Here is an 11,746-nt window from a genome sequence, read left to right as displayed (position 1 = left end):
CCCTGACTGACGGCCGTTCGTGTACGCACCCCCGGAGCCCTCTGTGAAGGTTCTGGAGGCCGCGCCCAGCGGATCCCGCCTCCCGAGTAACGGAAGCTCCCCCGAGACGTAGACCGGGGGCACTCGGAGGCACTCAACAGACTATGAGGAGTACGCGTGTCGCTCGACGCCGCTACGAAGAAGCAGATCATCGCCGAGTTCGGTACCAAGGAGGGTGACACCGGCTCCCCCGAGGTCCAGGTCGCTCTGCTCTCCCGTCGGATCTCCGACCTGACGGAGCACCTCAAGACCCACAAGCACGACCACCACTCCCGCCGTGGTCTGCTGATCCTCGTCGGTCAGCGCCGCCGCCTTCTCCAGTACCTGGCGAAGAAGGACATCCAGCGCTTCCGTACGCTGGTCGACCGCCTCGGCATCCGCCGTGGTGCGGCGGGCGCCAAGTAGGACGCCGTGAAGGGAGCGGTTCCCGGTAGCAGATCCGGGGGCCGCTCCCTTCGTCGTACTTGCGGAAACGTGCGGAGTGTCACTCACGCTTTGTAGTGTGGTAGCACAACGCAATACGTACGACACAGAACGACGTACAACCAGAACGAGGAGAAGCGCACCTCGCCGCCGCCGGTCCTCGGTAGTGGCCCCCGGGGGGAAGCGAGCCCCGGGTGCTTCGATCGAAGACCGGCCCGCACCAGACGGCGCGCTTCTCCACCGCCGTCCCCCTGCCACACGGGCAGCCAAGGGACGAAAGACGATATGTAACGGAGAAAACGCTAGTGGAGAACGAGACCCACTACGCCGAGGCCGTCATCGACAACGGCGCCTTCGGCACCCGCACCATCCGCTTCGAGACGGGCCGCCTGGCCAAGCAGGCCGCCGGCTCCGCCGTGGCGTACCTGGACGACGACACCATGGTGCTGTCGGCCACCACCGCCTCCAAGAACCCCAAGGACCAGCTCGACTTCTTCCCGCTGACGGTGGACGTCGAGGAGCGGATGTACGCGGCCGGCAAGATCCCCGGCAGCTTCTTCCGCCGTGAGGGCCGTCCCTCCGAGGACGCCATCCTCACCTGCCGCCTCATCGACCGCCCGCTGCGCCCGTCCTTCAAGAAGGGCCTGCGCAACGAGATCCAGGTCGTCGCCACGATCATGGCGCTCAACCCCGACCACCTGTACGACGTCGTGGCCATCAACGCCGCGTCCGCGTCCACGCAGCTGGCCGGTCTGCCCTTCTCCGGCCCGATCGGTGGCGTCCGCGTCGCGCTGATCCGCGGCCAGTGGGTCGCCTTCCCGACGCACACCGAGCTCGAGGACGCCGTCTTCGACATGGTCGTCGCCGGTCGCGTCCTGGAGGACGGCGACGTCGCGATCATGATGGTCGAGGCCGAGGCCACCGACGGCACCATCAAGCTCATCGAGGGCGGTGCCGAGGCGCCGACCGAGGAGGTCGTCGCCGCCGGTCTGGACGCCGCGAAGCCCTTCATCAAGGTGCTGTGCCGCGCCCAGGCGGACCTCGCCGCCAAGGCCGCCAAGCCGACCGCCGAGTTCCCGATCTTCCTGGACTACCAGGACGACGTCTTCGAGGCCCTGACGGCCGCCGTCCGCCCCGAGCTCGCCCAGGCGCTCACCATCGCCGGCAAGCAGGAGCGCGAGGCCGAGCTGGACCGCGTCAAGGGTCTCGCCGCCGAGAAGCTCCTGCCGGAGTTCGAGGGCCGCGAGAAGGAGATCTCCGCCGCGTACCGCTCGCTCACCAAGCAGCTGGTCCGCGAGCGCGTCATCAAGGAGAAGAAGCGCATCGACGGCCGTGGCGTGACGGACATCCGTACGCTCGCCGCCGAGGTCGAGGCCATCCCGCGGGTGCACGGCTCCGCCCTGTTCGAGCGTGGCGAGACCCAGATCCTGGGCGTGACCACCCTGAACATGCTCCGCATGGAGCAGCAGCTGGACACCCTCTCCCCGGTGACCCGCAAGCGCTACATGCACAACTACAACTTCCCGCCGTACTCCACCGGTGAGACCGGCCGCGTCGGCTCCCCGAAGCGCCGCGAGATCGGCCACGGCGCCCTCGCCGAGCGCGCGCTCGTGCCGGTGCTGCCGACCCGCGAGGAGTTCCCGTACGCGATCCGTCAGGTGTCTGAGGCCCTCGGCTCCAACGGCTCGACGTCCATGGGTTCGGTCTGCGCCTCCACCATGTCGCTGCTGAACGCCGGTGTGCCGCTCAAGGCCCCGGTCGCCGGTATCGCCATGGGCCTGATCTCCCAGGAGATCGAGGGCGAGACGCACTACGTCACCCTCACCGACATCCTCGGTGCCGAGGACGCCTTCGGTGACATGGACTTCAAGGTCGCCGGCACGAAGGACTTCGTGACCGCCCTCCAGCTCGACACCAAGCTGGACGGCATCCCGGCCTCCGTCCTGGCCGCGGCCCTCAAGCAGGCCCGCGACGCGCGTCTGCACATCCTCGACGTGATGATGGAGGCCATCGACCGTCCGGACGAGATGTCCCCGCACGCCCCGCGGATCATCACCGTCAAGATCCCGGTCGACAAGATCGGCGAGGTCATCGGCCCCAAGGGCAAGATGATCAACCAGATCCAGGAGGACACGGGCGCCGAGATCACCATCGAGGACGACGGCACGATCTACATCGGTGCCGCCGACGGCCCCTCCGCCGAGGCCGCCCGCGCCACGATCAACGGCATCGCCAACCCGACGATGCCCGAGGTCGGCGAGCGCTACCTCGGTACGGTCGTGAAGACGACCACCTTCGGTGCGTTCGTCTCCCTGCTGCCCGGCAAGGACGGTCTGCTGCACATCTCGCAGATCCGCAAGCTCGCCGGCGGCAAGCGCGTGGAGAACGTCGAGGACGTCCTCGGCGTGGGCCAGAAGGTCCAGGTCGAGATCGCCGAGATCGACTCCCGCGGCAAGCTCTCCCTCGTCCCCGTGATCGAGGGCGAGGAAGGTTCCTCCGACGAGAACAAGGACGACGCCGAGCAGTGACGTCCCGTAGCTCCAAGGTGACGGCCCGCCCCTCTTCGGAGGCGCGGGCCGTCGCCCGTACCCAAACCCTCATCAAGGGCACGGGCGGCATCGGCACGGTCCGCAAGACCACCCTCCCCGGTGGCCTGCGCATCGTCACCGAGACCCTGCCCTCGGTCCGCTCCGCGACCTTCGGCATCTGGGCGCACGTCGGTTCCCGCGACGAGACCCCGGCCCTGAACGGCGCCACGCACTACCTTGAGCACCTGCTCTTCAAGGGCACGCCGACACGCAGCGCGCTGGACATCTCCTCCGCCATCGACGCCGTCGGCGGCGAGATGAACGCGTTCACGGCCAAGGAGTACACGTGCTACTACGCGCGCGTGCTCGACACCGACCTGCCGCTCGCCATCGACGTGGTCTGCGACATGCTGACCGGCTCGCTCATCCTCGAGGAGGACGTCGACGTCGAGCGCGGCGCGATCCTCGAAGAGATCGCCATGACCGAGGACGACCCGGGCGACTGTGTGCACGACCTGTTCGCGCACACCATGTTCGGCAACAACGCCCTCGGCCGCCCCGTCCTCGGCACGGTCGACACGGTCAACGCCCTCACCGCCGACCGCATCCGCCGCTTCTACAGGAAGCACTACGACCCGACCCACCTCGTGGTCGCCTGCGCCGGCAACATCGACCACAACAAGGTCGTACGACAGGTCCGCGCGGCCTTCGAGAAGGCGGGTGCCCTCACGAACCCCGACGCGCTGCCCATCGCCCCGCGCGACGGCAGCCGTACGATCCGCACCTCCGGCAAGGTCGAGCTGCTCGGCCGCAAGACCGAGCAGGCGCACGTCGTCCTCGGCATGCCCGGCATCGCCCGCTCCGACGACCGCCGCTGGGCCATGGGCGTGCTCAACACCGCCCTGGGCGGCGGCATGTCGTCCCGCCTCTTCCAGGAGGTCCGGGAGAAGCGGGGCCTGGCCTACAGCGTCTACTCGTACACCTCGGGCTTCGCCGACTGCGGCCTGTTCGGCGTGTACGCCGGCTGCCGGCCGAGCCAGGTGCACGACGTGCTGAAGATCTGCCGCGACGAACTCGACCACGTCGCAGCCAACGGCCTCACCGACGACGAGATCGCCCGCGCCATCGGCCAGCTCCAGGGCTCCACCGTCCTCGGCCTGGAGGACACCGGCGCGCTGATGAACCGTATCGGCAAGAGCGAGCTGTGCTGGGGCGAGCAGATGTCCGTCGACGACATGCTGGACCGGATCGCGGCGGTCAGCCCGGACGAGGTCCGCTCGGTCGCCCGCGACATCCTGGGACAGCGCCCGTCGCTGTCGGTCATCGGCCCGCTGAAGGACAAGCAGGCCGCGCGGCTGCACGACGCCGTCGCCTAATTCACTCCCGTAAGGAAGCACAAGAGATGAGCAAGCTGCGCGTGGCGGTCCTCGGTGCCGGGGGCCGGATCGGGTCCGAGGCGGTCAAGGCGGTCGAGGCCGCCGAGGACATGGAGCTGGTCGCCGCCCTCGGCCGGGGCGACAAGCTCCAGACCCTGGCGGAGACCGGCGCCCAGGTCGCCGTGGAGCTCACGACCCCGGACTCCGTCATGGACAACCTCGACTTCTGCGTGCACCACGGCATCCACGCGGTCGTCGGTACGACCGGCTGGACCGAGGAACGCCTCGCGCAGCTGACGGGCTGGCTCGCCGAGTCCCCGGCGACCGGCGTGCTCATCGCGCCGAACTTCTCCATCGGCGCCGTACTGACGATGAAGTTCGCGCAGATCGCCGCGCCGTACTTCGAGTCCGTCGAGGTCGTCGAGCTGCACCACCCGAAGAAGGTGGACGCGCCGAGCGGTACGGCCACGCGCACCGCTCAGCTCATCGCAGAGGCCCGCAGGGCCGCCGGTACGGCCCCGGCGCCGGACGCCACGGTGACGGCCCTGGACGGCGCGCGGGGTGCCAGTGTCGACGGGATCCCCGTCCACGCCGTGCGGCTGCGCGGGCTCCTGGCCCACCAGGAGGTGCTGCTCGGCGGCGAGGGCGAGACCCTGACCATCCGCCACGACTCCCTGCACCACAGCAGCTTCATGCCGGGCATCCTGCTCGGCGCCCGCCGCGTGGTGACCACTCCGGGCCTGACCTTCGGCCTGGAGCACTTCCTGGACCTGAGCTGAGACAGACCCTCCGATGCGCGCGAAGATCACCTACCTCGTCACGGCCGCCGTCCTGGTCTTCTACTTCGTCCTGGTCGGCAGCCGCGGCGTCATGCTCATCCAGTCCGGTACGGCCGTCACCGTCACCTTCGGGGTCGCGGTGCTGATCCTGCCGGTCATCGGCCTGTGGTTCCTGTGGAAGAACACCCAGTTCGTCCGCAGGGCCAACGCCCTGGCCGCCGAACTCGACGCCGCGGGCGGCCTGCCGGTGGACGAGCTGAAGCGGCTGCCCAGCGGCCGGATCGACCGCGACTCGGCCGACGAGGTCTTCGCCAGGCGCAAGGCCGAGACCGAGGCGTCCCCCGACGACTGGCGCTGCTGGTTCCGCCTCGCCGTCGCCTACCACGACGCCCGCGACACCCCCCGCGCACGCAAGGCGATGCAGAGGGCCATCGCCCTGCACGACGGCAAGGCGGTCGAGGCCTGAGCAGGTCGGGCGAAGCCGGCCGAGGGCCGGCAGCGCCCCGGAGGGGAGCGGGCCGCATCGATCTGCGGCTACCGCGGTGTGCGGGCGCGACCAGCCACAACGGTGCCGCAGACGATCGACGGCGTGTCACGGCCCTGCCGGCGAAGCGCCCGGGCCCCGACTCTCATCGCCCGGGAATGCTGCCCCCGCCGTCCACGCCGAGCTGTTGCCCGGTGACGAATCCGGCGTCCTCGCTCAGCAGGAAGGCGATCGCCGCGGCCACCTCCTCCGGGCGGCCGAGGCGTCCCGCGGGGACGGAGCGCAGCACCCTGGCCTCGTCCGCACCGCCCACGGGGTGCGAGGCGCGGAAGAGGTCGGTCTCCACCGGACCGGGAGCCACCGCGTTGACCGTCACCCCGTCCGCCGCCAACTCCAGCGCCCAGGTACGCGTCAGGCCCACCAGCGCGCTCTTGGCCGCCGCGTAGCTGCTGCGCCGGCGTGCGCCGTGCACGGAACGGCTCGTCACATTCACGATGCGGCCCCAGCCGCGCTCCCGCATCCCGCCGACGCAGGCCTGGGTGACCTGTACGGCGGCGCGCACGTTCAGGTCGTACACGGCCTGCAGTGCGTCGAGCGTGATCTCGCCCAGCGGTTCCGGCACCGCGATGCCGACGTTGTTGACGACCGCGTCCACGCGCTCCGCACGCGTCATGCTCTCCAGCAACTCGCGCGTGGCGTCCGCATCGGCGAGGTCGCAGGGGTGCAGCAGGCCCGGGAAGCCACCGTCCGGGGCGCTGCGGGCGACTCCCAGCACGCGGTGTCCCAGGCCGGCGAGACGGTGTGCGGTGGCCAGGCCGATCCCCTTGGAGGCTCCGGTGATCAGCACGGTGCGTCCGGACAACAGCGGTCTCCTCTCCTCGCGCGGACACGTCGGCCGATCCTTTCCCCCGCTCCCGCGCGCCACGCCCCGAACGCCGAAGGGGCCGCTGCGCAGTTCGCGCGGACCGGCCCCTTCGGCGGCGCCCAGGGGTTCAGTGGTGGCGGTTCTCCGCAGCCCACGCCTCCACCGTGTCCGCGGCCCGGTCGAACGCGGCCGGGCGGCCCAGGAAGTCCAGCGTGTGTGTCGTCAGCAGGGGAGGCGTGTCCTCGGCCGGCCGGTCCTGGCGGACGAGCGCCAGCGCCTGCCCCTGCACCGTCCGCGGCAGCCCCAGCCAGCGCACCGGCTGCTGCACCGTGCGCACCGAGACCACCCGCGCCCACGGCACCGTACGCGTCACCAGGAAGCCGACGTGGCGCAGCCCGCGCCCGCTCACCCACACGCCCATGCGCAGCAGCCGCAGTGCACCGGCGATGACCACCACGCCTCCGGTCAGGACCGCCCCGCCGGAGGACACCGAGCCGGTCAGGGCGATGGCCACCGCGGCGAACAGCACGAAGGAGGCGAGCAGCAGCACCAGCGCCGCCACAGCCACCCGCCAGGGACCGGGACGGTAGGGCCGCCGCCAGCGCTCCCGGTCGTCGAACGGCAGCGCGCTGTCGGAAGCGGCCTCGAATGTGCGGTCGGCCGTCAGGAAGGACAGGGGCACGGCTGGTCCTCACCTCATGCGTGCGTGGGCTGTGCCCGGTGAGGCTATCCGCCGCGGTTCCCGCCCACCACCCTGGGCGGCCGGAAGGGGTCAGTGACCCTGCGAGGCCTGGGACTGCTGCGTCGGCGTGCTGGACGGCGTGGACATCGCCGGCATGGCGATGATCAGGGCCCCCACCAGCCCGGCGACGAGGGTGAGTCCCAGCAGCCAGTGCCCGGCTATCTGCCCGAAGGACGCCCGCGGCCGGGGCGGGGGAGTGACATTGCTGCGGAACCGGTCAGCCTCGGCCAGGAAGGCGAAGGGTACGGGCTCGCGCCGACGGAACATCGCGGGTACGTCTCCTTTCGTGATCAACGTTTTCGGCTCGAACGAGTGGGCCTTACCGATACAGACGCTCGAGTGACACAAAAGGTGCCCATGTCGGAAAAAATACATGGTGGGATTTTTGAGGCTGGTACCGCCGTGGCTCGGCCGGGTACCGCCGTGGCCCGGGCGGGTGCCCCGTAAGGTGGGCGCGAACCACAGCTGTGATGGGAAGGACCCCTAACCCCGTGACCACCCCCGAGTCGCTCACGTTCCGCAGTGACGTCACCGTCGAGCTGGTGAAGTCCAGTGCTTCGGACGCCGACGTCCTCTTCGCCGCGCGGGTGTCCACCGCCGGCGAGCAGTCCCTGGACGAGCTGAAGAAGGACCCCGAGCGCTCCAAGGGGCTGATCAACTATCTGATGCGCGACCGGCACGGCAGCCCGTTCGAGCACAACTCGATGACGTTCTTCATCAGCGCCCCGATCTTCGTCTTCCGCGAGTTCATGCGGCACCGCGTGGGCTGGTCCTACAACGAGGAGTCCGGCCGCTACCGGGAGCTCGAGCCGGTCTTCTACGTCCCCGGCACCGACCGCAAGCTGGTCCAGGAGGGCCGCCCCGGCAAGTACGTCTTCGTCGAGGGCACCCCGGCCCAGCACGAAGCGGTCGGCGCCACCCTGCGGGAGTCGTACGAGCAGGCCTACGCGGCCTACCAGAAGATGCTCGCCGAGGGCGTCGCCCGCGAGGTCGCCCGCGCGGCCCTCCCCGTCGGCCTCTACTCCTCGATGTACGCCACCTGCAACGCCCGCTCCCTGATGCACTTCCTGGGCCTGCGCACCCAGCACGAGCTGGCAAAGGTGCCGTCCTTCCCGCAGCGGGAGATCGAGATGGTCGGCGAGAAGATGGAGGCGGAGTGGGCGAAGCTCATGCCGCTCACGTACGCCGCCTTCAATGCGAACGGGCGCGTGGCCCCGTAAGACCCTCAAGACCCGTAAGAAAGGCCTACGAAGCCCTGTTCCCCCACCAGGAACGGATGTACGGGTCAGCCTCGCGAAGTGTCCGTATTGCGGCATTTAGAGAAGTTCATCTAGCCTGATCAAACGGACCCGGCACTGCTTGAACCCCCGAGCAGGCAGTGCCGGGCTCCGCATTTGTCCTGACTTTCCGGACCCCCCGAGGGCAGACCGCACAGGGAGCACCGAGTAGCGTGTTACCCATGGCTCCGACCTCGACTCCGCAGACCCCCTTCGGGCGGGTCCTCACCGCCATGGTCACGCCCTTCACGGCGGACGGCGCACTCGACCTCGACGGCGCACAGCGGCTCGCCGCCCACCTGGTGGACGCAGGCAACGACGGCCTGATCATCAACGGCACCACCGGCGAGTCCCCCACCACCAGCGACGCGGAGAAATCGGACCTCGTACGAGCCGTACTGGAGGCCGTCGGCGACCGCGCCCACGTCGTCGCCGGCGTCGGCACCAACGACACCCACCACAGCATCGAGCTGGCCCGCCAGGCCGAGCGCGACGGCGCACACGGCCTGCTGGTCGTCACGCCGTACTACAACAAGCCCCCGCAGGAGGGCCTGTACCGGCACTTCACGGCCATCGCCGACGCCACCGGCCTGCCGGTCATGCTGTACGACATCCCCGGCCGCAGCGGCGTCCCCATCAACACCGAGACCCTCGTCCGGCTCGCCGAGCACCCCCGGATCGTCGCCAACAAGGACGCCAAGGGCGACCTCGGCCGCGCCAGCTGGGCCATCGCCCAGTCCGGCCTCGCCTGGTACTCCGGCGACGACATGCTGAACCTCCCGCTGCTCTCCGTGGGCGCGGTCGGCTTCGTCTCGGTCGTCGGCCACGTCGTCACCCCCGACCTGCGCGCCCTGGTCGACGCATACGTCTCCGGCGACGTCGTCAAGGCCACCGAGATCCACCAGAAGCTGCTCCCGGTCTACACCGGCATGTTCCGCACCCAGGGCGTCATGACCACCAAGGCCGCGCTCGCCCTCCAGGGACTGCCCGCGGGCCCGCTGCGCTCGCCCATGGTCGAGTGCTCACCCGAGGAGATCGCCCAGCTCAAGATCGATCTTGCCGCCGGCGGGGTACAGCTCTGACAACAGACTTGGCACCACACGGGCTTCACAACTGAAGAACAACAGAAGAAGCGGGCCACCGGTGCCCGCACCCCACAACGACAACTGCTTCTGCACGAACGTCTCACGCGCCACGTGCCCGACCGGTACGTGGCGCGTGTGGTGAGGAGAGTCTTTTGAGTCATCCGCATCCCGAACTCGGCCCGCCCCCGCCCCTTCCCGAGGGTGGTCTGCGGGTCACCCCGCTCGGCGGTCTCGGCGAGATCGGCCGGAACATGACGGTCTTCGAGTACGGCGGCCGCCTGCTGATCGTCGACTGCGGAGTGCTCTTCCCCGAGGAGGAGCAGCCCGGAATCGACCTGATCCTGCCGGACTTCTCGTCCATCCGGGACCGCCTCGACGACGTCGAGGGCATCGTCCTCACGCACGGCCACGAGGACCACATCGGCGGTGTCCCGTTCCTGCTCCGCGAGAAGCCGGACATCCCGCTGATCGGCTCCAAGCTGACCCTCGCCCTGATCGAGGCCAAGCTCCAGGAGCACCGGATCCGCCCGTACACCCTCGAGGTGGCCGAGGGGCACCGCGAGCGCATCGGCCCCTTCGACTGCGAGTTCGTCGCCGTCAACCACTCCATCCCGGACGCGCTGGCCGTCGCCATCCGCACTCCCGCCGGCATGGCGGTGCACACCGGCGACTTCAAGATGGACCAGCTCCCGCTGGACAACCGCCTCACGGACCTGCACGCCTTCGCGCGCCTGAGCGAGGAGGGCATCGACCTCCTCCTCACGGACTCCACGAACGCCGAGGTCCCCGGCTTCACGCCGCACGAGCGCGACATCTCCAACGTCCTGCGGCAGGTCTTCGCCGGCGCGCGCAAGCGGATCATCGTGGCGAGCTTCGCCAGCCACGTCCACCGCATCCAGCAGATCCTGGACGCCGCCCACGAGTACGGCCGCAGGGTCGCCTTCGTCGGCCGCTCGATGGTCCGCAACATGGGCATCGCGAGGGACCTGGGGTACTTGAAGGTGCCCCCGGGCCTGGTCGTGGACGTGAAGACGCTGGACGACCTCCCGGACCACGAGGTGGTCCTGGTCTGCACGGGCTCCCAGGGCGAGCCGATGGCGGCGCTGTCGAGGATGGCGAACCGGGACCACCAGATCCGGATCGTCGAGGGCGACACGGTGATCCTGGCGTCCTCCCTGATCCCCGGCAACGAGAACGCGGTCTACCGCGTGATCAACGGCCTGAGCCGCTGGGGCGCCAACGTCGTCCACAAGGGCAACGCCAAGGTGCATGTTTCCGGCCACGCGTCCGCGGGCGAGCTGCTGTACTTCTACAACATCTGCCGCCCGAAGAACCTCATGCCGGTCCACGGCGAGTGGCGACACCTGCGCGCCAACGCCGAGTTGGGCGCGCTGACGGGTGTCCCGCACGACCGGATCGTCATCGCCGAGGACGGCGTCGTGGTCGACCTGGTCGAGGGCAAGGCCAAGATCTCCGGCAAGGTCCAGGCGGGTTACGTGTACGTCGACGGCCTCTCCGTCGGCGATGTCGGTGAGCCGGCCCTCAAGGACCGCAAGATCCTCGGTGACGAGGGCATCATCTCCGTCTTCGTGGTCGTGGACTCGTCCACCGGCAAGATCACCGGCGGACCGCACGTCCAGGCGCGCGGCTCCGGTATCGAGGACTCGGCCTTCGCCGACGTCATCCCGAAGATCACGGAGTCCCTGGAGCGCTCGGCCCAGGACGGCGTGGTGGAGCCGCACCAGCTCCAGCAACTCGTCCGGCGCACCCTCGGCAAGTGGGTCTCGGACACCTATCGCCGCAGGCCGATGATCCTCCCTGTGGTCGTGGAGGTCTGACGGTCCGTCGGAGCTTCACCCGAGCGGGGCGCCTCGATTTGCATCGAGGCGCCCCGCTCCAGTACGTTTACGGCTCCGCCCAACCGGGAACCCCAGCACTTCACGAGCTGGACACGGGTGCCCGGAGCGGGTGGAAAACCGACTCAGAACTTCTGATAAAGTCGGAACCGCCGGAAAGGGAAACGCGAGAGCGGGAACCTGGAAAGCACCGAGGAAATCGGATCGAGAAAAGATCTGATAGAGTCGGAAACACCGAAGGGAAGCGCCCGGAGGAAAGCCCGAGAGGGTGAGTACGAAGGAAGCGACCGTT

At 69.4% G+C, this 11,746-nt stretch carries 11 protein-coding genes; 8 read left to right on the top strand and 3 right to left on the bottom strand.

The genetic code is table 11. The annotated features are described in order from the left end of the window. Positions 1 to 156: 156 nt before the first annotated feature. The 5 genes from rpsO (at position 157) to ACFYZB_RS26725 (ending at position 5,611) form a co-directional block, all read left to right on the top strand. The gene (gene rpsO, locus ACFYZB_RS26745) at positions 157 to 444 is read left to right on the top strand and encodes a 30S ribosomal protein S15 (protein WP_030619140.1); all 288 of its coding nucleotides are present in this window, start codon (positions 157 to 159) and stop codon (positions 442 to 444) included. A gap of 323 nt (positions 445 to 767) precedes the next feature. Continuing rightward, the gene (locus ACFYZB_RS26740) at positions 768 to 2,990 is read left to right on the top strand and encodes a polyribonucleotide nucleotidyltransferase (RefSeq protein WP_351210699.1); all 2,223 of its coding nucleotides are present in this window, start codon (positions 768 to 770) and stop codon (positions 2,988 to 2,990) included. Then, the gene (locus ACFYZB_RS26735) at positions 2,987 to 4,366 is read left to right on the top strand and encodes a M16 family metallopeptidase (protein WP_388763094.1); all 1,380 of its coding nucleotides are present in this window, start codon (positions 2,987 to 2,989) and stop codon (positions 4,364 to 4,366) included. Before ACFYZB_RS26740 ends, ACFYZB_RS26735 begins: the two co-directional genes overlap by 4 nt. A gap of 26 nt (positions 4,367 to 4,392) precedes the next feature. Further along, the gene (gene dapB, locus ACFYZB_RS26730; RefSeq protein ID WP_351210694.1) at positions 4,393 to 5,145 is read left to right on the top strand and encodes a 4-hydroxy-tetrahydrodipicolinate reductase; all 753 of its coding nucleotides are present in this window, start codon (positions 4,393 to 4,395) and stop codon (positions 5,143 to 5,145) included. Between the two features lie 13 nt (positions 5,146 to 5,158). Next, the gene (locus tag ACFYZB_RS26725) at positions 5,159 to 5,611 is read left to right on the top strand and encodes a hypothetical protein (protein WP_351210692.1); all 453 of its coding nucleotides are present in this window, start codon (positions 5,159 to 5,161) and stop codon (positions 5,609 to 5,611) included. 163 nt (positions 5,612 to 5,774) lie between these two features. Here the strand turns inward: ACFYZB_RS26725 and ACFYZB_RS26720 are convergent, their stop codons facing one another. The 3 genes from ACFYZB_RS26720 to ACFYZB_RS26710 form a co-directional block, all read right to left on the bottom strand. Further along, the gene (locus tag ACFYZB_RS26720; RefSeq protein WP_388763091.1) at positions 5,775 to 6,491 is read right to left on the bottom strand and encodes an SDR family oxidoreductase; all 717 of its coding nucleotides are present in this window, start codon (positions 6,489 to 6,491) and stop codon (positions 5,775 to 5,777) included. A 130-nt stretch (positions 6,492 to 6,621) separates the two neighbouring features. Continuing rightward, the gene (locus ACFYZB_RS26715; protein ID WP_388763089.1) at positions 6,622 to 7,176 is read right to left on the bottom strand and encodes a hypothetical protein; all 555 of its coding nucleotides are present in this window, start codon (positions 7,174 to 7,176) and stop codon (positions 6,622 to 6,624) included. Positions 7,177 to 7,266: 90 nt separating this feature from the next. Beyond that, positions 7,267 to 7,503: a hypothetical protein gene (locus ACFYZB_RS26710; RefSeq protein ID WP_351210686.1), complete on the bottom strand. Its 237-nt coding sequence runs from the start codon at positions 7,501 to 7,503 to the stop codon at positions 7,267 to 7,269. A 203-nt stretch (positions 7,504 to 7,706) separates the two neighbouring features. On the opposite strand from ACFYZB_RS26710, the gene thyX reads away from it, so the two are divergent. The 3 genes from thyX (at position 7,707) to ACFYZB_RS26695 (ending at position 11,436) form a co-directional block, all read left to right on the top strand. Beyond that, positions 7,707 to 8,456, top strand: a complete 750-nt coding sequence (gene thyX, locus ACFYZB_RS26705; protein WP_388763086.1) for an FAD-dependent thymidylate synthase — start codon at positions 7,707 to 7,709, stop codon at positions 8,454 to 8,456. Positions 8,457 to 8,695: 239 nt separating this feature from the next. Beyond that, on the top strand, positions 8,696 to 9,595 hold the full coding sequence (dapA, locus tag ACFYZB_RS26700) for a 4-hydroxy-tetrahydrodipicolinate synthase (RefSeq protein WP_388763084.1): 900 nt from the start codon (positions 8,696 to 8,698) through the stop codon (positions 9,593 to 9,595). 155 nt (positions 9,596 to 9,750) lie between these two features. Further along, complete coding sequence (locus ACFYZB_RS26695; RefSeq protein WP_388763082.1) at positions 9,751 to 11,436, top strand: ribonuclease J; 1,686 nt, start codon at positions 9,751 to 9,753, stop codon at positions 11,434 to 11,436. Positions 11,437 to 11,746: the final 310 nt, after the last annotated feature.

The organism is Streptomyces sp. NPDC001852 (assembly GCF_042891825.1).
In the GTDB taxonomy this organism is placed as follows: Bacteria; Actinomycetota; Actinomycetes; order Streptomycetales; family Streptomycetaceae; genus Streptomyces.
This window is presented reverse-complemented; position numbering and strand designations above follow the sequence as displayed.

What these genes read in the sequence shown, in the direction of transcription:
- dapB (WP_351210694.1), top strand. Translation starts at nt 4,393, where the DNA reads ATGAGCAAGCTGCGCGTGGCGGTCCTCGGTGCCGGGGGCCGGATCGGG.
- ACFYZB_RS26725 (WP_351210692.1), top strand. Translation starts at nt 5,159, where the DNA reads ATGCGCGCGAAGATCACCTACCTCGTCACGGCCGCCGTCCTGGTCTTC.
- ACFYZB_RS26710 (WP_351210686.1), bottom strand. Translation starts at nt 7,503, where the DNA reads ATGTTCCGTCGGCGCGAGCCCGTACCCTTCGCCTTCCTGGCCGAGGCT.
- thyX (WP_388763086.1), top strand. Translation starts at nt 7,707, where the DNA reads ATGGGAAGGACCCCTAACCCCGTGACCACCCCCGAGTCGCTCACGTTC.
- dapA (WP_388763084.1), top strand. Translation starts at nt 8,696, where the DNA reads ATGGCTCCGACCTCGACTCCGCAGACCCCCTTCGGGCGGGTCCTCACC.